General features: G+C 41.0%; 28 protein-coding genes, 2 pseudogenes and 1 riboswitch. Of the genes and pseudogenes, 24 read left to right on the top strand and 6 right to left on the bottom strand.

The genetic code is table 11. From position 1 onward, the window contains the following. Window position 1: 1 nt before the first annotated feature. Window positions 2-418 (bottom strand): HdeD family acid-resistance protein, encoded by a 417-nt coding sequence (locus ACTNBF_RS13010; protein WP_441089436.1) that lies wholly within the window; start codon window positions 416-418, stop codon window positions 2-4. Between the two features lie 50 nt (window positions 419-468). After that, window positions 469-702 (bottom strand): annotated as a pseudogene (locus tag ACTNBF_RS13005) (Hsp20 family protein); the annotation flags it as partial. Here ACTNBF_RS13005 and ACTNBF_RS13000 point away from each other — a divergent pair. From ACTNBF_RS13000 to ACTNBF_RS12895, 22 genes and pseudogenes are all read left to right on the top strand, one after another. Further along, a complete protein-coding gene (locus ACTNBF_RS13000; RefSeq protein ID WP_441089425.1) occupies window positions 695-1,000 on the top strand; it encodes a sensor histidine kinase in 306 nt (101 codons plus the stop codon). The pseudogene ACTNBF_RS13005 and the gene ACTNBF_RS13000 overlap by 8 nt on opposite strands. Beyond that, window positions 993-1,703 carry a response regulator gene (locus tag ACTNBF_RS12995; RefSeq protein ID WP_441089424.1) on the top strand — a complete coding sequence of 237 codons (711 nt, stop codon included), beginning with the start codon at window positions 993-995 and terminating at the stop codon, window positions 1,701-1,703. Before ACTNBF_RS13000 ends, ACTNBF_RS12995 begins: the two co-directional genes overlap by 8 nt. Window positions 1,704-2,347: 644 nt before the next feature. After that, a complete protein-coding gene (locus ACTNBF_RS12990) occupies window positions 2,348-2,650 on the top strand; it encodes a hypothetical protein (protein WP_441089423.1) in 303 nt (100 codons plus the stop codon). Window positions 2,651-2,688: 38 nt separating this feature from the next. Continuing rightward, window positions 2,689-3,153 carry a hypothetical protein gene (locus ACTNBF_RS12985; protein ID WP_441089422.1) on the top strand — a complete coding sequence of 155 codons (465 nt, stop codon included), beginning with the start codon at window positions 2,689-2,691 and terminating at the stop codon, window positions 3,151-3,153. Window positions 3,154-3,500: 347 nt separating this feature from the next. Then, complete coding sequence (locus ACTNBF_RS12980; protein WP_427819923.1) at window positions 3,501-3,713, top strand: FeoA family protein; 213 nt, start codon at window positions 3,501-3,503, stop codon at window positions 3,711-3,713. 13 nt (window positions 3,714-3,726) lie between these two features. Then, window positions 3,727-3,948: a FeoA family protein gene (locus ACTNBF_RS12975; RefSeq protein ID WP_427819924.1), complete on the top strand. Its 222-nt coding sequence runs from the start codon at window positions 3,727-3,729 to the stop codon at window positions 3,946-3,948. Window positions 3,949-4,021: 73 nt separating this feature from the next. Further along, window positions 4,022-6,196, top strand: coding sequence for a ferrous iron transport protein B (gene feoB, locus ACTNBF_RS12970; RefSeq protein ID WP_441089421.1), 2,175 nt, complete (start codon window positions 4,022-4,024; stop codon window positions 6,194-6,196). Between the two features lie 41 nt (window positions 6,197-6,237). Next, on the top strand, window positions 6,238-6,384 hold the full coding sequence (locus tag ACTNBF_RS12965; RefSeq protein ID WP_441026670.1) for a FeoB-associated Cys-rich membrane protein: 147 nt from the start codon (window positions 6,238-6,240) through the stop codon (window positions 6,382-6,384). After that, complete coding sequence (locus ACTNBF_RS12960; protein ID WP_441026668.1) at window positions 6,371-6,793, top strand: transcriptional repressor; 423 nt, start codon at window positions 6,371-6,373, stop codon at window positions 6,791-6,793. The genes ACTNBF_RS12965 and ACTNBF_RS12960 overlap by 14 nt, the downstream gene beginning before the upstream one ends. A 185-nt stretch (window positions 6,794-6,978) precedes the next feature. After that, window positions 6,979-7,119 carry a hypothetical protein gene (locus tag ACTNBF_RS12955; RefSeq protein WP_427819926.1) on the top strand — a complete coding sequence of 47 codons (141 nt, stop codon included), beginning with the start codon at window positions 6,979-6,981 and terminating at the stop codon, window positions 7,117-7,119. 1 nt (window position 7,120) lies between these two features. Further along, a complete protein-coding gene (locus ACTNBF_RS12950) occupies window positions 7,121-7,300 on the top strand; it encodes a hypothetical protein (protein ID WP_441089420.1) in 180 nt (59 codons plus the stop codon). 243 nt (window positions 7,301-7,543) lie between these two features. Beyond that, a complete protein-coding gene (locus ACTNBF_RS12945) occupies window positions 7,544-8,278 on the top strand; it encodes an 8-oxo-dGTP diphosphatase (RefSeq protein WP_441089419.1) in 735 nt (244 codons plus the stop codon). A 29-nt stretch (window positions 8,279-8,307) separates the two neighbouring features. Beyond that, window positions 8,308-8,895, top strand: a complete 588-nt coding sequence (locus tag ACTNBF_RS12940; protein WP_441089418.1) for an SOS response-associated peptidase — start codon at window positions 8,308-8,310, stop codon at window positions 8,893-8,895. A gap of 290 nt (window positions 8,896-9,185) precedes the next feature. Further along, window positions 9,186-9,320 carry a hypothetical protein gene (locus tag ACTNBF_RS12935; RefSeq protein WP_441089417.1) on the top strand — a complete coding sequence of 45 codons (135 nt, stop codon included), beginning with the start codon at window positions 9,186-9,188 and terminating at the stop codon, window positions 9,318-9,320. 125 nt (window positions 9,321-9,445) lie between these two features. Then, window positions 9,446-10,663: a hypothetical protein gene (locus ACTNBF_RS12930; protein ID WP_441089416.1), complete on the top strand. Its 1,218-nt coding sequence runs from the start codon at window positions 9,446-9,448 to the stop codon at window positions 10,661-10,663. Beyond that, window positions 10,650-10,839: pseudogene (locus ACTNBF_RS12925) on the top strand (hypothetical protein); the annotation flags it as partial. The gene ACTNBF_RS12930 and the pseudogene ACTNBF_RS12925, both read left to right, overlap by 14 nt. 76 nt (window positions 10,840-10,915) lie before the next feature. Further along, window positions 10,916-12,280 (top strand): hypothetical protein, encoded by a 1,365-nt coding sequence (locus tag ACTNBF_RS12920; protein ID WP_441089415.1) that lies wholly within the window; start codon window positions 10,916-10,918, stop codon window positions 12,278-12,280. Window positions 12,281-12,322: 42 nt separating this feature from the next. After that, window positions 12,323-13,441 (top strand): hypothetical protein, encoded by a 1,119-nt coding sequence (locus ACTNBF_RS12915; RefSeq protein WP_441089414.1) that lies wholly within the window; start codon window positions 12,323-12,325, stop codon window positions 13,439-13,441. After that, window positions 13,395-15,905 (top strand): LPXTG cell wall anchor domain-containing protein, encoded by a 2,511-nt coding sequence (locus ACTNBF_RS12910; protein ID WP_441089413.1) that lies wholly within the window; start codon window positions 13,395-13,397, stop codon window positions 15,903-15,905. The genes ACTNBF_RS12915 and ACTNBF_RS12910 overlap by 47 nt, the downstream gene beginning before the upstream one ends. Window position 15,906: 1 nt before the next feature. Continuing rightward, window positions 15,907-16,383, top strand: coding sequence for a hypothetical protein (locus ACTNBF_RS12905; protein ID WP_441089412.1), 477 nt, complete (start codon window positions 15,907-15,909; stop codon window positions 16,381-16,383). An 11-nt stretch (window positions 16,384-16,394) separates the two neighbouring features. Then, the gene (locus ACTNBF_RS12900) at window positions 16,395-17,006 is read left to right on the top strand and encodes a hypothetical protein (protein WP_427806924.1); all 612 of its coding nucleotides are present in this window, start codon (window positions 16,395-16,397) and stop codon (window positions 17,004-17,006) included. Continuing rightward, entirely contained in the window at window positions 16,996-17,346 is a 351-nt protein-coding gene (locus tag ACTNBF_RS12895; protein WP_441089411.1) for a hypothetical protein, read from the top strand. Before ACTNBF_RS12900 ends, ACTNBF_RS12895 begins: the two co-directional genes overlap by 11 nt. Before the next feature lie 31 nt (window positions 17,347-17,377). On the opposite strand, the gene ACTNBF_RS12890 is transcribed toward ACTNBF_RS12895, so the two are convergent. Genes ACTNBF_RS12890 through ACTNBF_RS12880 form a run of 3 tightly spaced genes read right to left on the bottom strand, consistent with a single transcriptional unit; the run spans window position 17,378 to window position 20,000 of the window. Continuing rightward, window positions 17,378-18,553: a M20 metallopeptidase family protein gene (locus ACTNBF_RS12890; protein WP_427806936.1), complete on the bottom strand. Its 1,176-nt coding sequence runs from the start codon at window positions 18,551-18,553 to the stop codon at window positions 17,378-17,380. A gap of 28 nt (window positions 18,554-18,581) precedes the next feature. Continuing rightward, window positions 18,582-19,265 carry a hypothetical protein gene (locus tag ACTNBF_RS12885; RefSeq protein ID WP_427806921.1) on the bottom strand — a complete coding sequence of 228 codons (684 nt, stop codon included), beginning with the start codon at window positions 19,263-19,265 and terminating at the stop codon, window positions 18,582-18,584. Window positions 19,266-19,289: 24 nt separating this feature from the next. Continuing rightward, a complete protein-coding gene (locus ACTNBF_RS12880; protein WP_427819933.1) occupies window positions 19,290-20,000 on the bottom strand; it encodes a DUF5058 family protein in 711 nt (236 codons plus the stop codon). 267 nt (window positions 20,001-20,267) lie between these two features. Here ACTNBF_RS12880 and ACTNBF_RS12875 point away from each other — a divergent pair, with 267 nt between their 5' ends. After that, window positions 20,268-21,878: a PucR family transcriptional regulator gene (locus tag ACTNBF_RS12875; RefSeq protein ID WP_441089410.1), complete on the top strand. Its 1,611-nt coding sequence runs from the start codon at window positions 20,268-20,270 to the stop codon at window positions 21,876-21,878. A gap of 63 nt (window positions 21,879-21,941) precedes the next feature. On the opposite strand, the gene ACTNBF_RS12870 is transcribed toward ACTNBF_RS12875, so the two are convergent. Continuing rightward, a complete protein-coding gene (locus tag ACTNBF_RS12870) occupies window positions 21,942-23,180 on the bottom strand; it encodes a chloride channel protein (protein WP_441018831.1) in 1,239 nt (412 codons plus the stop codon). Between the two features lie 93 nt (window positions 23,181-23,273). Then, window positions 23,274-23,369, top strand: a riboswitch (purine riboswitch). 45 nt (window positions 23,370-23,414) lie between these two features. On the opposite strand from ACTNBF_RS12870, the gene ACTNBF_RS12865 reads away from it, so the two are divergent. After that, on the top strand, window positions 23,415-24,713 hold the full coding sequence (locus ACTNBF_RS12865) for an amidohydrolase family protein (protein WP_427819936.1): 1,299 nt from the start codon (window positions 23,415-23,417) through the stop codon (window positions 24,711-24,713). Window positions 24,714-24,769 lie beyond the last annotated feature (56 nt).

The raw sequence follows: 24,769 nt of genomic DNA, 5'->3' as shown, positions 1-24,769 counted from the left end.
TTTACAACCAGAAACGGTTGGAAAAGCATCCACGCATAACGGATACAATACCCTGAAGGAGCAGGAAAAATCCGATTACCCAAGCCATAGCTGCAATACTTGCAAATGGATGTGTGAATGACAGAAAACCAATCACAGTCAGCAGGATTCCAAGTACAGTAAACCAGCCCTTTACTCCCAGTTTTTGAAGGTCAAAGGAATGAACCAGTTTGGTGATACCTGAAAAAATCAGCCACATTCCTAAAATAAAGGAGATTGTCATTGCTGTAAACCATCCATTTCCCAAAATGAATAAAGACATCAGTACGGTCAGAATGCCGTCAGCAAGAAACCAGCCAGATCCTGCCATATAATCATGACCGGATGCAAATATCACGATATCTATAATGCCGGAAAACATCATGGCAACTCCTAAGATAATAGGAAGACCATAAACAGGCAGGGGTTTTATTCCCTGCCCGTTTGAGATTAACCTTCAATGGCAATATAATGGGAGCTGTTTTCTACTGCCTTCTGCTCTTTTGGAACAGTAAAGGAAAGAATACCATTTTCAAATTTCGGATGGATGTCTTCTCTCTGAACGTTATTTCCCACATAAAAGCTCCTGCTTACATTTCCGGCATAACGCTCGCGGCGGATATATTTCCCTTCTTTATCTTTTTCATCTTTATCCAGACCTTTTGCAGATAATGCGGTGAAGTATACGCCTCCAGGCGGAGAGATCGTGATATCTACAAAGAAAGAAAAAAGTTTTGTACATGTGCAGATCGCAGATAATGGAAAGGGAATTCCGGATGAAGATAAACCGCATATTTTTGAAATGTTTTATACGGCAAATAATGAAATAACGGATTCGAAACGGAGTCTGGGTCTTGGGCTTGCTCTTTGTAAATCAATTATCAATGCACATGGTGGGAAAATAATGGTTTATGATAATGAACCGAAAGGTGCCATTTTTGATTTTACGGTGCCTGCTGAGGAGGTAGAGATTCATGAATAATTCAAATATATTAGTGGTAGAAGATGATGCTGCCATTCGCAGTCTTATCACAACCGCCCTTGAGACAGAAAACTATAAATATCATGTGGCAAAAAATGGGAATCAGGCGATTATGGAAGCTGCAACACAGACACCGGAACTGATCCTGTTGGATCTGGGACTTCCTGACATAGATGGGGTTGATGTAATAAGAAAAATACGTACCTGGTCAACTGTTCCAATTACTGTGATAAGTGCCAGAAGTGAAGATAAAGATAAGATTGATGCCTTGGATGCCGGTGCTGATGATTATATTACCAAGCCATTTTCAACAGCGGAACTTCTTGCAAGAATCAGAAGAAACTATAGGAGAATTCAGTACATACAAAATAATCAGCAGGGGGGAGATCCTGTCTTTCATAATGGCAGTTTGACCATTGATTATCAAATGCAGACAGTATATGTGAAAGAGGAAGAAATTCATGCAACTCCAATTGAATATAAAATCTTATGCCTGTTGGCGAAAAACCTTGGAAGAGTGCTGACTCATACCCACATCGCGAAGGAAATATGGGGAAGTTCTTTGGAAGGAGACATTGCTTCACTCAGGGTTCATGTGGCAACTGTAAGAAAGAAAATAGAAAAGAAAGATAGCTCTAATAAATGTATCCAGACACATATAGGGATTGGCTATTGTATGGTAAAGCAGATAAAAAATAATTGACTGCACTAATCGTGATAGAGTTGGTTAATTAATTTTGAAGTATGGAGGAAGTATGTAGAAAAAAGAGCAGGAACAATTGCTTTTCGCGGGGAAATTAGGTTCCTGCTTTTTGCGTGTTTTACATGGATTTTTACTTGTTTTTCCGTTTGTTTTTGGGAGCATAATGAACAGAGCTTTTGTTTTCTACGGCACGCATACATTCATTGAAAAGTTTGTAGTATATAGGATAAACCAGATATCTGGGCAATCCAGTAAGGTGTTTTCCGTTGGAAGGATGTTTATAATTGGGATAAAAGAAAGACATGTGCTGTAGCACTGTAAAAATGCATTTTAGGAATTTGCTCTGCATAAGGAGCCGTCTGATTTATCAGGCGGCTCGGTGTCGTTAGGTGGAAAAATTGAATAATTATATTAAAATGATTAGGGTGTCAAAAGGTACACCCATCTCATTAAAATGAGATGGGTAAAACGAAAACAATGTGGAAAGTAGAATCCATAGAAGATTAGCTGTAGAGAAATGCCGACAGCATACTTGAAGGGCGGAGATTGAAATATGAAAAAGCCTTATCCGATTTTTTTGCTGATAATACAGAAGCAGGAAAATTTCAGTATGATGGAATTCTTCTATTTATACAGAAGAGGATATGAATGCAGCTATAGAACTGATTAAAAAGGAATTCAATACTTGGGATGGTTGCGAACTGCATAGTATTTCCTATTCATCCGATGATGAATGTAGTGAATCCAACATTGCATGGATGAACGAGTTGGAAGAAGCTAATGATGCGAAGGCAACATTTACACAATGTATCATGTTCAAAAGTGATTTTCATTCACCAAAAAAAGGTGGCGGAGCGTGGAATGCAGATGAAGAGTACAGCGACTGGCAGTGGTGGCTGGCTCGTACGGATGGTGGTCAGTGGAAATTGATGACCTGGGGATATTGACAGAACTATATAATCGGAATTTAAGGAGAACATAGAGTGTGAAAAAAGCAGAACTGATTCTGGCAAACTTCGATGCCAGAATTCCTAAAATAGAAATTAAGCCGAAGAACACTGACTCAAAAGTGGTATTCTCATCAAAGATGTATGATGAAGAGAACGGAGAGAAAATTTCCGTAAAAATTCACTTTAGTAATGTTGCAGCAATTGATTTCAGAATCAATTTGTTCGACTGCATGATAGGTGCTGAAGCCTTTGGATTGTACTGTATTAGAGATAAAGGATTCATTGAATCTATCACGAGAGGAATTTTTGATAGACGAAAAGAAGTGTTTCTGTTAGAAGGCGATTACAACTATGATGAAGACGATGAACATGATATGCTGAATTGCTTTGATGTATTAGGCGACTTCAGTAAGAATATTGATGATTATGCTGCTTTCGTTCAGAATGTGGAGGGCGGTGAGTATATAATAATTGCAAAACAAGTGCGAGTTGAGCGATAACTTCTAGTTTGGTAGGTGGTTGAGCAGAGAGATAAATCAGCAATTGCCGCTCAAAAACGCTTCGCAACCAGAAAGAAAGCAAATCTTATGATGTATTTTCTTTCGTCTGGGGTAATATCTTGTAACGATGGTATGATGTGGTTTTTGTGGGATTCCCAATGTGATGGTATAGGGCACTTATAATCATCCATACTTTTTTGTCAAGGAAGTTCAGAATGGAAAAGGCACTATCCATAAATGAAAATAATTATCAATTAAAGGTATTGACATGAAAACTGAGTAAGCATATACTAACTTGCGTAAGGGATAACTGATAATTATTATTAGACAGTGAAAGCGGGTGGATTATGATGCCGTTAACAATGGCTGAAACCGGTCGGGAGATCCGGATCAGAAAAATCGGAGGAAAGGATGAGACAAGACGTTTTTTGGAAAGTCTGGGATTTGTGATGGGCGGATTCGTCACCGTTATATCAGAGATTAATGGAAATCTGATTGTGAAAGTGAAAGATTCGAGGGTGGCAATCAGCAGGGAAATGGCGAAGAAGATTATGATATAGGAGGGAATGAGACGTGGCTACATTAAGAGAAGCAAAGTGCGGTCAGACCGTAAAGGTCGTGAAAATTCATGGTGAGGGTGCCCTGAAGCGCAGAATCATGGATATGGGAATTACGAAGAATGTGGAAATCTACATAAGAAAAGTGGCACCGCTTGGAGATCCGATCGAGGTTACTGTCCGGGGATATGAGCTGTCCTTGAGAAAAGCGGATGCAGAAATGGTAGAGGTACAATAGTGCTTATTTTTTTGAGAAGAGGTTAGGGAAAACTAAAAATAATTTGCGGTGTATAATCGGAAAGGGGAAGAATATGAGAGTCAAAATTGCACTTGCAGGGAACCCGAACAGTGGAAAAACGACGCTGTTCAATGCACTTACCGGCTCAAACCAGTTTGTAGGTAACTGGCCGGGAGTAACGGTAGAGAAAAAAGAAGGAAAAATCAAAGGATATACAACGAAAGGCGAGGAAGCCATACTGGTGGATCTTCCGGGTATCTATTCTTTGTCACCGTACACGCTGGAAGAAGTGGTATCCAGAAATTTCCTGATCGGTGAAAAACCGGATGCGATCATCAATATCATCGATGGAACGAATCTGGAGAGAAACCTGTATCTGACCACACAGCTTACGGAAATTGGAATCCCGGTAATTATTGCTGTAAATATGATGGATCTGGTAAGAAAGAATGGAGAAGAACTGGACATCGACCGTCTTTCCAAAGACACCGGCTGTAAGGTCGTTGAGATTTCCGCACTTAAGGGTGAAGGAATCGACCAACTGATTCGCAGGGCGGTTGCAATTGCGAAAAGCGGGAAAAATGTACAGCCGGCGCATAAGTTTGAGGGATGCGTAGAACATGCAATTGCGCATATTGAAGAAGTGATCTCGGGACATGTAGATGAAAGTATGGAACGCTGGTATGCTGTGAAATTGTTTGAACGGGATGAAAAAGTGCGCGAAAGCCTGAATCTTGCGAAAGAACTTCTCGATCATATCGAAGAAGACATTGTAAGCTGCGAAAAAGAGATGGAGGATGATGCGGAAAGTATCATTACCGGAGAACGTTATAACTACATTGGAAGTATGATTGAAGATTGTTATAAAAAACGTGTAAAAAAACAGATGTCGGTGTCAGATAAAATCGACAGCGTCGTAACCAATCGTTTCTTTGCACTTCCGATTTTTGCAGCTGTGATGTTTATTGTTTATTATGTGTCTGTTACTACCGTGGGAACCATTTTGACAGACTGGACCAATGATACGTTGTTTGGCGAATGGATCATCCCTGCGGCACAGACTGGTCTGGAATCCATCGGCTGTGCGGACTGGTTAACAGGTCTTTTAGTCGACGGTATTGTCAGTGGCGTTGGAGCGGTGCTTGGATTTGTTCCTCAGATGCTTGTATTATTCCTTTTCCTTGCATTCCTGGAAGGCTGTGGATATATGGCACGTATCGCATTTATTATGGACAGGATTTTTAGAAAATTTGGTTTATCCGGCAAATCCTTCATTCCGATGCTGATCGGTACGGGATGTGGCGTTCCGGGTGTTATGGCTTCCAGAACCATTGAAAATGACAGAGATCGTAAAATGACAATTATGACAACTACCTTTATTCCGTGCGGTGCAAAACTCCCGATCATTGCTTTGATCGCAGGTGCATTGTTTGACGGAGCTGCATGGGTGGCACCAAGTGCATATTTTGTTGGAATTGCTGCGATTATCTGTTCCGGTATTATTTTGAAGAAAACGAAAATGTTCGCAGGGGACCCGGCACCGTTTGTGATGGAACTTCCGGCTTATCATTTGCCGACGGTAGGGAATGTACTTAGAAGTACGTGGGAGCGTGGCTGGTCCTTTATTAAAAAAGCAGGAACGATTATTCTTCTCTCTACGATTGTTATCTGGTTTGCGCAGAGCTTCGGATTCGAAAGCGGAAGCTTTGGTATGGTAGAGGATATGAATCACAGTATTCTGGCAGCCCTTGGCTCAGCCATTGCATGGATCTTTACGCCGCTCGGATGGGGCGACTGGAAAGCGGCAGTGGCTGCAATTACAGGACTTGTAGCGAAGGAAAATGTAGTCGGAACATTCGGTATTCTGTACGGATTTGGAGAAGTGGCAGAAGACGGAGCAGAGATCTGGGGAAGCCTTGCCGGATCTATGACAGCAGTGGCAGCGTATTCATTCCTGATCTTTAATCTGCTGTGTGCACCTTGTTTTGCTGCGATGGGAGCAATCAAAAGAGAGATGAACAATGTAAAATGGTTCTGGTTTGCCATAGGATATCAGACGATTCTCGCGTATGCAGCATCCCTGTGTGTATACCAGGTTGGAACTTTAATCACGGCAGGTACATTTGGAATCGGGACAGTTGTGGCATTTATCATCATTGCCTGCTTTTTGTATCTGTTGTTCCGTCCTTATAAGGAAAGCCAGAATCTTACTGTGCCGAAAAGCGTAGCCGGTAAAGTAAGAGCATAACAGGAATCATTTGCAATAAATAATAAGGAGGCACAGAGTTTATGGGAACAGCAGTCGTATTTGTTTTACTTGTGGGAGTAGTAGGAATGATTATACGAAGCATGATTAAGGATAAAAAAGCCGGGAAATCCTTACAGTGCGGACAAAATTGCAATCACTGCAGCGGACATTGCCATGGAAGATCATAAAATAAAAAAAGACTATGCGATAGAGTGTCTCAGAAAACAGGGGTTTCGGATTACAAAGCAAAGGAAAATATTAATTGATATTATTCTGAACGAATGCTGCAGCTGCTGTAAAGAAGTATATATTCTCGCCGCGAAGAAAGATCCGGGAATCGGGATCGCAACAGTCTATCGGACGGTTGATGCGCTTGAAAGAATCGGGGCTCTGAAACGTGGAGCCGCATATCAGTTGTGTGATCATGAAAACAGGGGATGCCAATGCTGTCTGGTAGAACTGGAAGACAGTTCTACGATTAAGCTGGATTGCAACTCCATGGAAAAGATCATTAAGAGCGGAATGAAAAACAGCGGTCTTTCCAATGGGAAAAAAGTAGTAGGAATCACGTGGGTGCAGGCGGAGGATAATTTGTGATTCCAGTCAATCGAAATGAAATACTCTGATCAAATGCGCGTTGCGAAAGCATATAATTATGTTTTCTCGACGCGTATTTTTTATGCAAATAGTCAGCTAAAACCATACGAAATAGCAGAGAGAGTTTTTTCAATGTTTCTTTAAACTTTTATGTTATAATCAAATAATAGTGGAGGTGTACCAGTATGAAAATATTGCTTGTTGAAGATGAAAAAAGGATGGCGCAGGCATTATGTCAGATCCTGCGCCTTGAAAATTATGAGGTGGATCACTGTGCGGATGGGCTTTCCGGTCTGGAAGCCATTGAAACAGACATACAAACATAAAATGAAGGAAGGAATAATCTATGTTACCAACAAGAGAATGAGTGATGTGAAGAAAAGATATGGATCATATCCTCAGAACAAGTGGGATTTTAACATAAGATTGATGCATTACTTTGAGGAGAAAATGGATAGGGACATATCATTATTCAAAAAGGCCGAAAAAATATCAGATATTACGTAAAAGATTACGAAAATTTTCTTTATAAAATGGATTGATTTACACCAGATTGGGGTGCTTGTGAATTCAAGTCCCCTTTTTTAATGCAAAGCCCCAAAATCGGGGTACCGGGTGGAATTTCTATGGGGTAAATAATGGTATGCAAGAGAACCAAAAAAATGTAAAATAAAATCAGGTGTTTAGGGAATTATAAAAAAGATGGAAGAATAGAAGGGGATGGTACCGTTGTCTCGGAAAAATCATGAGATGATTGATGGAAAACTTCTTCAGACGGATAAAAAATATTCGCATCTGAAGCTGAAACAGAAAGAAAAAATAGCCGAATGGATGTATCTGGAGACAAAAGCATATTACGAAAAGAATTATACATTTCCCGGAGATAAGCACATCGAGGAAGTCATCTTCAAAGTATACGATCGGATCGTAGAAGCGGATATCTGGATCCCATATGGCGAAGTTGCAAAACACTATAAGAAAAAGAGGTCTGATATTAATAAACGTGTGAGACGCGACCTTAACCAATATGAGGAGAAGAAAACGGAAACAGTCTGCTTCATGAATATGTGTATGGTGCAGGATGGGCAAGGAAATGTACTTGCGCTGGATAAAGTAAACGACAGTTATACAGGAACGACGTTCCCGGGTGGGCATGTAGAACAAGGAGAAAGCTTTACAGATGCTGTTATTCGTGAAATATTCGAAGAGACTGGACTTACGATTGAAAATCCCATATTCTGTGGCATATATCATTGGGATAAATCAAATACTCATCATGTGATATTCCTGTATAAAACGAATCGGTATTCAGGAACATTACATAGCTCTGAGGAAGGAAGCGTTTACTGGATTCCGATAGAAGCGTTCAAAGAAAAGGAACTTGCCACAGGAATGGACTATGTCCTGCAGATGATGGAGTCTGAACAGATCAATGAGTGCTATATGCATCTGAAAGATGAGAAATATATGGGAACTTTGTATTAGGATGTGCATTAATAACGAGGAAAAAGATAATGTGTGGACGATATTATGTGGATAATGATACAGCTAAAGAAATAGAAAAGGTGGTCCGGGAGGTAGATGAGAAGCTTAGAAGAGAACTGACCGGTGATATTTATCCCTCTCACTTGGCCACGGTAATCATTGGAAGAAAGCCATATCTTACGGCAGAAGAAATGTCATGGGGCTTCCCGCAATATCAGAAAAAAGGGCTGCTGATCAATGCAAGAGCGGAGACTGTTTTGGAAAGAAAGACGTTCCGGGATAGTGTGCTGCACAGACGCTGCATCATTCCGGCAAAACAGTTCTATGAATGGGATCCGGATAAGAATAAAGTGACATTCCTTAGAGAAAACCAGCCTGTCTTATTCATGGCTGGATTTTACAATCGATTTCAGGATGAAGATCATTTCATTATCTTAACCACTCAGGCAAATGAATCGGTTAGTCCTGTGCATCATCGGATGCCTTTGATACTGGACAGATCTGAATTGGAAGACTGGGTATATGAAAATACGTTTCTGGAATTTGCCCTGCATAAGACGATGCCGCCGCTAATGCGCAGGCAGGAATATGAACAACAGAGTTTATGTTTTATGTAAAAAAAGTGTAATTTCAAGTGACAAAAATGAAATAGTGACATTTCCTGTGACAACAATCGTATATTTAAGAAAAATAGATAATACGCCTTGTTTTCCGCAAAAAAATAGTATAATGAAACAATACGTTGAGTGTTGATGAAATGGATTATTATGTCATTTTATATTTCGGTCAATCTTTCCCGTGTCAATGAAAGCATTTCACGTTCCTGTCGGATCTGAACATCAATATCTATGTTTTTTAAGTCGTTTAAACGCGGCGTTTTTCGGAATTTGTGATAATTCTAAGTGCAGTGTTACTGATAACGAAAGATGAGAGTTATTTGAAGGAGAAAAAAGCTATGAAAGCAAAGAAGTTTATAAGTCTGTTTTTGGCAACGGTTATGGTATTAAGTTTAGCTGCCTGCGGGAAATCCGGTACTGAATGAAAAAGAGGTTATCGAAAACGCGGATGGGATTGGTGGAGCCGATTGATATGATTGCCTTTGAACAGCCTGTTCGAAGAGTTTTGGGGCTGGAATCTGGAGGAAAGAAATAGAGAGACTGGGGGAATATGTTAAACGATCGTTTCGCACCCTATATCCAGTCGCAGCTGCCGGATGTGAACATCGAATTTATTGTGGGCAATAATGATCTGGATTTTTATAAATTTATGAATGAAAATGGAGAATTGCCCGATATCATCACCTGCCACCGCTTTTCCTTACATGATGCGGCGGACTTGAAGGATCAACTGTTGGATCTGTCCACGACCGAGGAGGCAGGCGCGATCTATGAATCCTATATCGACAATTTTACCAATTCGGACGGAACGGTCAACTGGCTTACAATCTGTGGTACGGTAGACAGTCTTGTAGCCAACCGGGCTCTATTTGAGGAATATGATATCCCGCTGCCAACGGATTATGACAGCATGGTTTCTGCCTGTCAGTCATTTGAAGAGAAAGGGATCCGTGGATTTGTTGCGGACTTTGCTTATGATTATACCTGTATGGAAGTGTTTCAGGGGTTGTCAATCCCGGAGATCACATCTATGGAAGGGCGTATGTGGCGCAGCGATTACGAAAATCCGTCAGAAGATTCGGTGGGACTGGATCAAGATGTATGGCCGGGAGCGTTTGAGAGTATGGAACAATTTATAAAGGATGTGAACATTCTTCCTACGGATCTGGAGAAGGATACGAAACGGCAGAAAAAAGCAATGCAGGTGCTGGAGGTTATGCTTTCAGAAGAAGGTCAGAATCATTTTGCAAATGGAGAGGATGTTGTATCAAAGATGATAGAGGGGGAATATGACGCAAAGCAGGCTTATGAGGCGTTTGATGCACAGCTGAAGCAGCCGAAGGAGGATACTGCCGAGACGGTATTGTCCATCAATCGAAGTTATTCCCGCATATTCCACAAAAAAGGTGGCAATGAATCCTATTCCGCTATGGCAAATACTTTGCGCGGATTTTATGGCAGCGATGTACTGATTGCACCTGCGTACAGCTTTACAGGCTCTTTATTCAAAGCGGATTATACCGAGAAGATGGTTGGCAACATGATTATGCCGAATTCGCTGGAGGCATACCAGTGTGAAATGGATGGAACGAAGCTAAAGGAATATCTGAAATCCGGTGTTGAAGGAGTTGAAGAGGGATTTCGACCATTTAACCGCGGTTCCCTGCCTACGGTCAGCCACAGATTATGGTGTTTGCTACACCTGCTGTTTCCGGAATTTACGAAGGATTTGAATATGAGATCATCGCAGTCAGTTTTATACTTGTGATAGTGTTACAAAAATGTTAATACATGTCGGAATGGACTGTCTCAGGTAAAGAGGCGGTTCTGCGTGCAAAACAGGCAATCGAGGTAAACGACGCGTTCCATGCGTATATTATCGACTGGCGACTGCCCGATATGAACGGGATAGAGGTGACGCGGCAGATAAGAAGTTTTAGAGATGCTGAAAAAAGTGTTTGATTGAGGATTATTTGTTCAATTCGGTTATTTACCCCTATATAACGAGGAGGAAGCGGTTATGAAAAAAAGATTTCTGAAAAAAATGACGGCGGCTTTGCTGAGCCTGAGCCTTGCATTTTCAGCGATGCCTCTCTCAGCAATTGCCGAAGACGCGGAAGATACCGCGAGTGCGCCGGCGGTCAAGGAAAATGTATTTGCAAAGACGGGAACCACTTTTGGTATTAATAAACTATACTCTACCGGACTTTCTCTTTGCGGTACGGTGCTTGTTAAAGTGGCCAACGCAACCGGAGATGAAGATTTTAAGAAGGTAGCTTCGATGCTGAATACGTGGGTTTTCGGAGGAAGCAGTACCGGACAGACACTGGCTGAGATTCAGGCACTTTGCAACGAGATCTTGAATGAGGTAAAGGTCATAGACCAGCATCTTACGGATTATAATGCGGAAATAGAACAGACGCTTGCGAATTCTGATTATACAGCGGCAAAGAATGCACTCAATCAGCAGTGGCGCCAGGATGTTGAAATATATGAATCTTTATATAATGTCGATAGTGCATTAGAAGCTTATATGGCGTATATGGAAAAAGCAAAGGCCTATAATGATGGTACGATAGCGATTGAAGAGGTGAATAAGAGTAAAGAAGACCTGTATCAAGCTTTCAGTGAGGTTTATCAAGCGAAAGCATATGCCTTTGGAGACGAAGAAGAAGAGGAGATTCGCGAAATCATATTCGGGGATCGTACGATTGACGGAGTATTCAAATCAGTTATTAGGAAGATGACCGATGCTCTTGGAAATGAGAAGAATTACGCGGATGCCGCGGCACAATTTGCATACAAGGCTTACGGATTTTCGGATGATCAGTATAATTACATTATTACAAGCATTGACAAACAATTTATGGAAATCATTAAGCTGGAATTGATGTATGAAGAGTTCCTGTCACAGCGTGGAGATTATTTTGAAGAGAAATACGATGATGATGATGAGATCTGGAACAATTACGCGAATTGGGCTAAGGATCTAAATACTCTGAATGATGATGTTGCCAAAGCTATGAATTCCATGTTGGACAGGGAGGTTGTATTCAGTGAATCCGCAGCCGGATCGATTCGTCTTAAGCTGGAGGAGTTTGTTAAATCCGGAGATTTCGCAACGGTTAATCTGGAGAACGAAGATTACATAAGTGAATTTACTTCTGATGACTATGTGGCAGAGCAAACTATAAGCGACGCTTATGGTTTGGCAGATGGGAATAATACAAACTTATTTGATGATGTTTCATCATCTTCCAATGTAACCGGTTCATACATGAAATTTAACAGGATAGCGGTTCCCGTTCAAAAAACAGAAGCAAATCCGTCAGGAATGGATATTTACTATGTTTTTGATCTTTCACAAAACGGCAATTCATCATGAACTTCAGGTGACCCTGTTCCGGAGAATCTGCGATTGATTAATATGGATCATAAAGAAGATTATGCTGCGTCAAAGGATGTCCATGTGCCGAGCTGCGATTTCTTTAATTTAACAAGAGGAAGCTACAGTGACGGTCTGCAGAACTTCAGTTGTGTAGTGATGAATTCGGATTGTCACAGTTTATTTGCGACACCGGTATTCAGCGCTTTGGGCAGCATACCGGCAAACTATTTGCAGGAATATCTGTTACAGGCAGACGATGCGAAAACATATTTTGTTTTCCCGCAGTATGATATGAGTCTTGGCGGCGCATTTGGCACAGACTATCCGATTTTCTATCTGGCAGATACGAAAAGTCAGCACCCCGGAACGGATCTTGAGATTACGCAATTGAATGCAAGTGATATTCAGCCGGATAGGGAAAATGGATTATACGATACAACGGCATATTCGGTCATCCTGAAGCAGGACAGAGAAAGTGACGGTGATGGATACTACAAAACAAAAATCGATACCGCTGTAGCAGGGTCGGGAATTGCAGAAATCGCATTGCTGTCAGAAGATGGAACTACTACAAGTGAAGCGGTTACGGTTTCTGCCGGGCAGGAAGTAACATTAAAATTTAAAATAGGAGAACGTACGACATTTGAATCCCTTACACTGCAAAGACATAATGATTACGATAATCCGACGAAAGTAACCTCTGAGGAAACCATCCTGAAAAAAGAGCAGATCAACAATCTGATTCCGGATGCAGACGGATATATTACGTATACATATCCGGCTCCTTACTCCAACGCAACGTTTGTGCTGAATACATGCGAAGGCTTTAAAGTGTATACGGAGGGCACAAATCAGATATTTGATGATGCAATCACGCTAGATTCTTACAGCAATGTTTTTAAAGAAGGAGAGACCGTTGTTTTTTATGTGAGGGACAACGTGGAGAGTGTTGGCTATTATGAGGGTGACACCTATAAGGAAATCCAGTTAAAAACAAATTATGAAGGCGACAGAAAGGGAAGCTTTGTAATGCCGGGACATGATATCACATTATACTATGAAGCAGTATGTGTGGATCATCCTTATGACAACGGATTCTGTATGACCTGTGGTGAGTATCAGCCGGCAGTTTATAACAAATCAACGGGCAATTATTGAGGAAGCCAGACCGGATGCACATGGTGTTCTTGTATCCGATATTTCGCTTAAAAATCCGGCAGATGAGAAATACGAATGGAAAGCAATCGTAGAATTCAGAGGATACTTTGACGGACAGGGACATACCATTTCTGATTATAGAATGACTAAGGCGAATTCGGATACCGGATTTTTCCAGAGCCTTGTCACGGCACCGGAAGTGAGTGAGGAATCAGAAAAAGCGACGCTGAAGAATTTTACCTTGAAAGGAAATCTAACTACAACGGGCAGTACAAGCAGTGCTGTAGGCGGTGTTGTGGGAACAACTTCCGGCGGTGTGATCAAGAGAGTAAATTCTCATGTTAATATCATATCCGGAATGCTGTATGGCGCAGGTGGAATTGCAGGACAGATCAATGCACAGACATCGATACAGGAGTGTACATATTCCGGACGTATTGTTCTGAATATGGACTTTTATGGTGCAGGTGGAATCGTTGGTGTTGTATATCAGGATGATTCCTATCCGGGCTGCACAATCATTAAAAACTGTGCGAACTATGGGGAAATTGACTATTATACGGCCGAAAACGTGGGCGGATCCGGATGTTCAGGCGGTATTGCCGGTCTGATTAATATGAGCGGAAAAGACATCATTCTGTCGGATTGTTATAACTATGGACAGGTTTCTACACAGAGAATGGATTATTATGGTACAATCTCCGGAACCATTCATGCGAAGAAAGATGGAATTGAGAACTGCTATTATCTTGACACAATAGGAAGCAAGCCGTTTTTGGGAGATTCGGATATTGTAAATGACAATACACTTGCACTGGCGAAGACGGTAGGCGAGTTTAAGAGTGGTGAGGAAGCATATCTTCTGAACCGGGAAGTGATTGATGGAACACAGGTATGGTATCAGAATATTGATAATGGAAAAACACCGGATGATTACCCGGTACTTGACAATACGCATGGTACTGTATACCGTTTGAGCGACGGAACCTATTCAAACTATGATACCGAGCCTGAGAAAGAAACATATGAGATCTACACGTTTGAAGATTTCAAGAAGATTCCGGAAATTGTCAAGAAGAATAACAGAGCTGATTTCAAACTGATGAATACCATTTTCGGAAATGGTGAAACATTAACAGAATTGATCGGATCAGCGGAATTGCCATACAATGGTACATTTGATGGACAAGGATATTACGTCTATCGGTTTGATATGAAGCCGACTGATGGGGACGCAGCACTTTTTGACACCATTGGTTCCATGGGAACCGTCAAGAACCTCGGTATCTTTTACCAGACTGTTGAAGGAGAGAAGGCAGCAGGAATTGCCCTTACCAATTATGGATTGATCGATGAATGTATCAGCGGATCAAATCTTTCCGGAAGTTTTGTAGACAAATTATCAGGAGAAAGCCTTCCGTTATCCGAAACAACAACCTTTGTAAAAGGTAAGTCCATGGCGGGCGGTGTTGTTGTTGAAAATAAAGGTGTGATACGAAATACCGCAAACTATGCAGAGGCTACGGCAGCTTCTTCGGACGGAATTGCCGGCGGAGTTGCTGTAATCAATAGTGGAACCATAGAAAACTGTCTGAGTATGGGAAAACTGAAAACGGGTGAAAACGGAATCGCAGGCGGAATAACCGGAACACTGACAGGAAACGGAATCATTCATATAGCATACTGTGCTTCTGCATCAATAGAAGCTAAGACCGTTGGGGCTGTCTGTGGGCAAAATGAAACGGCGTCTGCCCGAAGTGGCGAAGGAGCAATCTCAGATACGTTCTACCTGAATACATTATTCGGAGGAGAAGAACAGGGAACAGCAAAGGCAAAAGAAGAGATGAGATCGGATGCTTTCAAGGATGAACTGAATACTCTGACGGAAGGAAAAGAGGGACTTTGCAGATGGACAAGGTCAGATTCCAAGAATTCTGCTTATCCGAAGATTTTATCTTCTCTGGTAGTGGAAACAGAATTAATCAATGCATCGAAAGGACTTACGGTAAAAGGCCTTATGCACAAAGATACCAAGCTTCAGCTGACGGAACTGGATAAGAAAAATGAAATTTACAAGGCTTTCCAGAAGTATGTGGAGAATTCAGACAGACAGATCCTCTATTGTGGAGAACCGGCGTTGGTATACGAAGACGGACAGCCGGCTGCCTATGAAGAAACACTGAAGCTGAAACTGGATCTGTCAAAATACCGCGGAAAAGATTATAAAGTCCTTGTTTACCGAAACGATAAAGTAGAAGAACTGGCAATCAATCAGCAGATGATTGCTTCCAAAGAAGTAGAAGAACTTGCTCCTTTTGCCGTATTGGCGAAAAAGAGCATCTTGTCTCAGGTGGTAAAAACAGGAGATACCAGTAATCTGCTCCTTTGGTTAGGAATTTTCATCCTGGCAGGTTCTGCATCGGCAGGTATCCTTTACTGGAGAAGAAAGAAAGCAAGTAAATAAAATGAAAAGAAAAACGAAAACAATCATAATCATTATCTTTATTGGGGCTGCCATAGCACCCCCAGGAATCTTCTGGTTTATGATGAATCATAAGAAAGAAGAAGCAAAACATACATCTGCCCAGGTCGTTGCATGGGATGTGGATATCGAACCGGAAAAGCCCGCTGAGGGAAAACAGATTATGATACCGGGATATACAAGTATGGTCATGAAAGCGAATACGAAAGAGCAGACCGTAAGTATCGGCAATCCGGCAGATAATACATGTAATTTTATAATCGTACTGAAGCTTGCAGACGGAACGAAACTCTTTGAGTCTGAGGAGTTAAAACCAGGAGAAGGTCTGGAGGAAATTTCCATCGAACAGGAACTTGAAACAGGAGAGTATCAGGCGGTTATAGAATATAAATGCTACGCCATCGAGGACAACAGTCCGTTAAATGGCGGAAGCACAGAGTTTCAATTGTATGTGAAGTAGGAGGAATTCAGATGAAAAAAGCAGTAATGAAAAAAATGATGGCAGGGTTATGTACAGCAGCAATGCTGGTATCTTGCACAATGGGCGTTCTGGCAGCAGATATTGAGCTTGATCCGTCAGAAGAGACCAGGCAAAGGGGAGATACGGAAGTACACGCCAATGTTACGGATAATGATAATAAACCTGACTATCTTATTACCATTCCGCAAAGTGTTGACTTTGGAACGCTGCAACAGCCTACAACAGATGCAGATGCCTATTCTTCTGTAGATATTACAGTCAAATGTATAAAAGCTGAAGGCTTAGCAGCTGGTCAGGGCATTGCTGTTCTGGTGAAAGATGAAACTGCAGAATCAATGAATGATCCATTTAAACTGCTGGGAGAAAATTCAGATTGTTCCCTCACATATGAGATGTATGACCAAAATTCGAACGTTCAGGATGGAACGTGGTATCAGAATGGATTTCTGTTTATAACATTCACCGGTGCAGTTCAGGAGCACACGAATCAGTTGAGATTAAACTGCAACCAGTTATATGGCAAAGATCTGGATGTTTGGGGTGGCGCATATTCCGGAACTTTGAACTTCTATACAAGAATTGTAAACGTGAATGCACAGTAGAAAAGAACATATCTCTACAAAGAGAAATTTGATACGAAGAGTTATGGTCCTGGCTCTTCTTAGCTGTATCTGCTTCCTGGGTTTTTCCAAGACAGCTCTGGCTGAGGAGGCGAAAGATCCGGACTATGCCGGGAGCACAAAAGTCAAAGCCTATGTGATAGCAGCTTCGGAAGATGTTCCGGAGAATGATGCAAAAGATGAGGATCAGCCACCGGATGGCAGTGAAACAAAGGTGGAAACAGGAGATCAGAGTCAGGCAGTATTCTGGATCATGATATTGCTACTGTCAGGAACCGGACTCCTGTGTGAGGTCAGGAGAAGTTTAGAAAAAAAAGAATAGAGTGAACAAAAGGGGGCACGGCCCCCTTTGTTTATTTCAAAAACTCTTCTACTATTGAAACAAATGCAGCAGATCCAAGATATAAAACATCTTCGTCTATATTAAATAACGGATTATGGTGTGCGACATCCGTATGTTTTTCTTTATTAGAAGAACTTAAAAAGAAAAATGCCCCCGGAACTTCATTTAAAAAGTAAGCAAAATCTTCACCGCCCATGTTTGGAGCAGGTACTTGTGTAATCACATTTTCAGAGCCGGCTACTTTCGTAATCGCATCGATCGCGAGGTGGGCCATAGCATCGTTGTTGATGACCGGAGGCGCACCCCAATCCATTTCAAATTCAATGGTTCCGCCAAAGGTAGAGGCGACACCATTTGCAATTTCTTCAATTCTCTGAGCTAATTTACGTCTTATAGGTTCCTCAAGAGCACGTATGGTACCCTCAATCATAACTGTGTCCGGAATCGCATTGTATGCATTACCACCATGGATTGAACCTATTGTGAGAACAGCCGGTTTGGTGGCGGAAATTTCTCTTGCAATTACTTCTTGAAGAGAAATGACAATATGTGAAGCGATATTAATAGGATCAATACCTTTTTCGGGAGTAGAGCCATGACACCCATGTCCCTCTACTTTGATAACGAATCGATCAAATGAAGCCATACAACAGCCTGGGGTGAGGATGAATTTGCCGGCAGGGATGTCTTTGTTGAGAATTGTTCCGATATGCTGCCCGAATACAGCATCGACACCTGCCATAGCGCCGTCAGCTATCATGATCTGTGCCCCTTTGGACAATTCTTCAGCGGTCTGAAACAGAAGACGCACAGTACCCTTTAATTCATTTTTATGTTGACTTAATACTTTTGCAGCGCCAAGAAGCATAGTCATATGTGTATCATGTCCACAGGCATGCATACACCCTTCATTTTTAGAAACGTAATCTACAGCATTCAGCTCCTTGATCGGGAGCGCATCCATATCAGCTCGAAGCGCAATCGTTTTGCCGGGAGTTCCCCCTACGATATCAGCAATAATGCTGCTATCTGTTTTTGAACATTTATAAGGAATTCCAAGCTTTTCTAATTCATTTAGTATGTATTCCTGGGTCCTTGGAAGAATCTTGCCAAGTTCCGGAATCTGATGAAGGTCTCTTCTCATTTTTACAAGGTCATTTTGAAGTTCTTTACATTCTTCCCACATGCTCATTTTAACATCTCCTATTATTCTTTTATGCATTCTTTGATGCAGTGCTTTTGTTTTCTTTTACATATAAAAATCTACCAAATCCGAGGCTGCCGAATACAGATACGATGATAAGCATCCATGTCGGTGGAGCAATTGTGAATTTTAAAAGTAATGGAAGTCCAATGCCAAATACAGCTATTTTAGGGTATTTGGCTGCATATGTTCCGAATGTTCCTCCGAAAATGGCGGCAGCAGCATATTTGGTAAGGGCTGCTGTAATAAATTCAGGAAGGACAGATACAACAGCTGAACCAACTAATACAGCACTGGTTGTGGCAATCAGGTTTGTTACGATGGAACCGCAGATTGCCATGGTAGATGCAACTTCAGCCTGAAGAGTTCCGGGTTTACTTCCTGTTGTTTCCAGAGCCATTGTTGCGCTGGGAACACGCATGTTTCCTATGTTTCCTGAAAGGAAACTTAGATATGTACCAGTCAGACCCAGTGAAGCATAATAGGAAACCGGCTCCACTATATAGAAAGCACCGAAAGACAGGGCAACCATTCCCCATGCAGAAAAAATCAGTTTTGGATCTGGCCAGCAATTATATTTCGTGCAGAGCCAGATAACCGGGATGAATGAAGTGATGGCTGCTAGAAGATTGGTAGGGCTTCCGATTCGAATACTATTTCGTTTCCATTCTTTTAAAAGTTGATTATTGTCCATATTCTATTACCTCCTGTAAACTCACTATAAACCGACAGCCAAATCAAAAATAATTGCACAGGCCATTCCGATTATCATGGTAATACCTAAAGTATATTCACGCAGTTTTGGAAATTTTGGTACTACAAATTTTGAAAGGAACATCATACTGAAAATTCCGCCTAATACGGCAGCTGTATTTCCAAATCCTTTGGAAATTTCATTTACATTTAAATAACCGAAGATACCAAGAGAACAGGCACCACTTAGAATAATCAGCCATTTTCCGTCACCGCCGCTTATTTTGTTTCGGACTTTTTCGAGAGCAGGTGTGATCACGCCTGTAGATACGAGCCATCCGGCACCATTTAATGTCATTGTAAACCAACTGACAGCCATTACAGTTAACGTAAATCCTGCGCCGCCAAGCTCCACACCGCAAGCTTCCGCACCGAGCGTTGCTGCTGTTAGTTCAGTGGGAGCTGCGCCGATGATGGAGAGCCTAAGCCATGCCAGTGGACCTCCGATCGAAGACATTAAACCGACCATAACAATGAAAACACCAAGAGCCGGTCCGATAGCGGATATTAATCCGACACGAAAAGCGGTTTTGGGAATTTCGTTAGAAATATTTGCTTTTACTGCAGTTTTTTTTGCCATGCGCATATATAAAAGTGCCTGAACAAAAGAAATGATTACCGTAACACCACACAACAGCCAAAGAACGCCTGAATTTGAAATTTTTACATAATCCATAATCTCACTCCTTATAATCATTTGATTGTTTTCGTGTTAACACTTGTTATGTTAAGAAGTATAGCATTCTGTAAATGAAAAAAACATGTGTTTGAAGTACAAAAAAAGAAATAAAAAACAGAATTGAAATAACAAAAATTGTGTTTGACATACAAAATAATATATGCTTATTTATACATAAGATACAAAGACGTTTTTGTAATAAAATATTATACTATCAATGTTAGATACCAGAAAACCTTAGACTTCAGAAGAAAGGAGAATAGGATGACAGTATATGAGTTGCTGCAGGTTCCCTCATTGAAGAATAATTTGAAAGTGATTGCAGGAGAATCAGGATTAGACAGAAAAATATCATCAGTTACTGTTATAGATACTCCGGACGGATTGAACTGGCTTCGGGGAAATGAAGTTGTGATCACTACAGCATATGCGGTAAGTGATAAAGAGGAAACATTTATTGAATTTACAAAGGAAGTAATTCATAAGGGAATCAGTGCATTAGTTGTGAAATTAGATCGTTATCTGAAAGAAATTCCGGAGGAAGCAATAGGACTGGCTAATAAGGAACATTTTCCGCTTATATCGTGTCCGGGAGAATTTGCCTTTTGTGATATTATCAACCCGGTACTTTCTAATATTATATCTGTGCAGGCGTCAGAATTGGAGGAATCCAGCCATATTCATAAAAGTTTTATAGAATTGGCAATTAAAGGAAGCAGTATACCTGAGATTCTATATACATTGAGTGATTTGATTAAATCTCCTGTGCTATTTATAGATAAGGTGTTTGAAAAAAACTATTTTTCCGATGAAAATGAAAAGTATGAAGATTATTGTGAGAATATTTCGGATTATACAGATGAATATGAATATTTTGTTGTGGAAGATAAAAAAAGACAATATGGGTATCTTGTAGATCTCACAGAAAGAAATAAAATGGCAGGGAAAAATGATTGGGAAATAAATATCTATAAAACTGCTATCGAATATGCAAGCATTGTTATCATTCTGAGGATGCAGATGAGAATCAGCAATACAATGATTGAAGAAAAATACAAAACTTCGTTTGTGGAGGATCTTTTTTTCAATAATGTTAAAACGATAGAAGAAATTCGGACAAGAGCTCAGCTGTATGGATGGGATTTTAAAGAAGGAGGTTTTGCGGTTCTTGTAGACATCAATAATATCAAAAAGAATTATTTGACGAAATTGGATCCGGAGGAGAATTCAAAATTACAGAATTATACAGACTGTATATTTCGTGCGTCCATTCAATATATGCAGCAGTTTTTTCCTAATTCAAAATATTATAAGCAGAGTGATACGGTTGCATTTTTAATTTCTGATGATTATACTCCGTCTGTTAAAGGAAAATTGAAAGAAGCATTTCATCAGATACAGAAGTATCTTTCAAATGTGGTGCCGTTCACGATTACAATGGCGGTCGGGGAATATGTTGACAGAATCATTAATATTCACAAAAGCTATGAGCAAGCGAAGCGGGTAGTGGAATTAGGCTATCAAATGGAAAAATTTGATTGCATCATGTTTTATGATGAAATGGGGATTTACAGGTTGCTTTTTTCGATTTCCGATCAGAGTGAAACGGTTGTGTTCTGCAAGAAATATATGGAGCCCCTGGAATTGTATGATACAAAAAACCATGCGGATTTGCTGAAAACTCTCGACATGATTATAGAATGTGGATGGAATATCAAAGAAGCATCACAGAAATTGTTTATTCATTACAATTCCGCAAAGTATAGATTTCAGAAAATTTGCGAAATACTGGATATGGATTTGAAAGATGTTACTTTACATACAGAGGTTGAACTGGCTATGAAGCTTTATCAGATGAGAAGAAATACTCTTTAGCAGAGATTGCAGCTGTATGTGTGTTGATGCGGGGTGCCAATCAAGCGAGCACCCCGTTAGAAGCTATAATTTATTTTTTGTCACCTGGCCTGCCAGAACAGCGGCAAGGAATATCCATAATCCCATCTTGACGGGAAAGCAAAGAAACAGAAGGCATGTAACTGCCAGAGGCTTTCTCATGGATACGCTTAGAGTGGCTGCCGTGGTTATTGCAGCTGCAAAGGTTGCGTGGGCAGCACTTAGTGGAAATACAAAAAGGGAGATCCCGTATCCCAGGCAGACAGCCGAGAAAATCACCGGAAAGAAATGCCCTCCTTTGAGGCCCATCTGGATGCACATATTTGTTATCAATATTTTCAAAAAAGCAATTCCAATCATTGCTAAAGGTGCATATTTGGCGTAATCGTTCATAAGCACTGCCATCTGACTTTCCCCGGAAAATTGAATAACCGGAAGATAAGCAACTACGCAGCCAAGAACCAGTCCGGCCAGAAGCTCACTTAAGATCGGAGGAGTTTTTTCGGCAAGTTTTTCGAACCACATTTCTGATTTCTCGAAGAAAAGGCCAAGCAATATTCCGCAAATCAGATATACGAGCAGCATTGCTATGTCCCATTTGTCGGGCTGGGCATTTTCAAAACTAGGAAAACCTTCGGAAACTTTGCCGAAAAGCTGGTTGAGTAAGGTCAGAATCCCAAGCGAAGAGGCAATGGAAACCCCATAAACCAGAAGCTTTGAATTAGAGTCTATATTTTCTTTCTCTTCCGTCTGGGAGACATCCTCATTTTCTACAGCGGAGAAGAAGCCGAAAAGTGGGGAATAAAAGAGGGCAGACAGTGAAACCGCCACGCTGACTTTGGAGTAAAAATCCGTATTGTCTTTCGCAAATTTAACATTTTCATTTACCCAGCATCCCAGAGCTACCATTACACCTACCATTCCGGCTTCCGGACCAACACTGCTTCCGAAAATAAGCGGAAGAGCTGCGGCAATCAGAAGGATTATAATTTTGCGATAAGGATAGGTGCCGGTTTTCTTTACTGTACCGATGACAGTTACCATCGATTGCGGATAGTCACCGAAGCATTTCCGAAATATGCCGATGATGGCACCGCCCACAGTACAGGCTACAATAGGATACCAGATAGGGCTTCCCACAGCAGACGGAAGTTTGCTCCATAAAAACTCCGTTCCGAAGTGAACTAATCTCAGAAAGAGCCATAGAACTGCACCTGAGACTGAACCAAGGATGGCGCAAAACAGAATCAGTTTTAATTTGTTTGTAATCTTTGTTTTTTCCATATGTATACCGCCGTTAATATAATTAGTGTTGTGTGTAAATTATATAATAAATTGGGCGGTTTGTCCCCTATTGAAATGATAAAGAAAAAATGGTAAAATAAAAACAAAAAAACTTATATATGTTCAAGATTGGTTGAACGTTTCTACAAACTACCATAATAGTTGACTATAAGTTCCCGCTGCTTTTATATCAAAGCAGTGGGAATTTCTACGTTCAGAGAGAGGAGAAATAAAATGGGAACCGATTTTATTCTTAAAGGGAATATTTGCTACAGCCGGAAGAGTGATAATATTGAAGTGGCAGAAAATCAATATGTAATTTGTGTGGAAGGTAGAAGCGAAGGTGTATTCAAAGAAATCCCGGATGCATATGAGAATCTGCCGGTTATTGACTATGGAGATCACATCATTATTCCAGGGCTGACGGATCTGCATATCCATGCACCCCAGTATTCATTCCGTGGCCTTGGAATGGACTTGGAACTTTTGGATTGGCTGGAAACAAATACGTTCCCGGAAGAAGCCAAATTTAAGGACTTAGAATATGCAGATAAAGCTTACAGAATTTTTACCGATAATCTTAAAAAGAGTGCAACGACAAGGGCGTGTGTGTTTGCGACGGTTCATCGTGATGCAACGATGCTTTTGATGGATCGGTTGGAAGAAAGTGGATTAGTAACTATGGTGGGTAAAGTAAATATGGATAGGAATGCACCGGATTATCTGCGTGAGGAGTCTTACAGGGTATCGGCGGAAGAAACTGTAAAATGGCTGATGCAAGTGGAGAACCGGAAATATCAAAATACACTTCCGATTCTTACGCCACGCTTTACTCCAAGCTGTACAGATGAGCTTATGAATGAATTGAATAAGATACAAAAGCTTTATAGGCTTCCAGTACAGTCTCATCTTTCGGAAAATCCGAGTGAAGGAGAATGGGTGAAAGAATTATGTCCCTGGGCAGAAGTATATGCAGATGCATATGCCAGATTCGATTTGTTTGGTGGAGAATGTCCTACAATAATGGCGCATTGTGTTTATAGTAATGAGAAAGAAATAAAAATGATAAAAGAGCGGGGCGTTTTTGTCGCTCATTGTCCGGAATCTAACGCAAATCTGGCATCGGGAGCAGCACCTGTGCGTCGTTTCCTGGAGGAAGGAATTCATGTTGGGCTGGGGAGTGACGTGGCTGCCGGTTCATCAGAAAATATTTTTTATGCCATGACACAGGCAATTCAGGTCTCCAAGCTCAGATGGAGAATGCTGGATTCTTCCTTAAAACCACTCACAATTGATGAAGTATTCTATATGGCCACAAAAGGAGGCGGAGCATTCTTTGGAAGAGTAGGAAGTTTTGAACCGGGATATGAATTTGATGCGGTTGTCCTGGATGACAGCCGCCTGGAGCATCCGCAGAAACTAGATGTGGGAAAAAGGCTGGAACGGCTGATTTATTTAGCGGATGACAGAGAAATTAAGGAAAAATATATAAGAGGGAAAAGTGTTTCTTGCCAAAAAATGTGGAGGTCTTAGTAGTTTCAAAATACTTCGTGAAACAACCCTGACCTGGACTTTCCTTCATATTTACT

Source organism: Bariatricus sp. HCP28S3_A4, from assembly GCF_052066395.1.
GTDB lineage: Bacteria > Bacillota > Clostridia > Lachnospirales > Lachnospiraceae > Allocoprococcus.
Note: the sequence above shows the minus strand (reverse complement) of the source record. Positions and strands in the feature narration are given on the sequence as shown.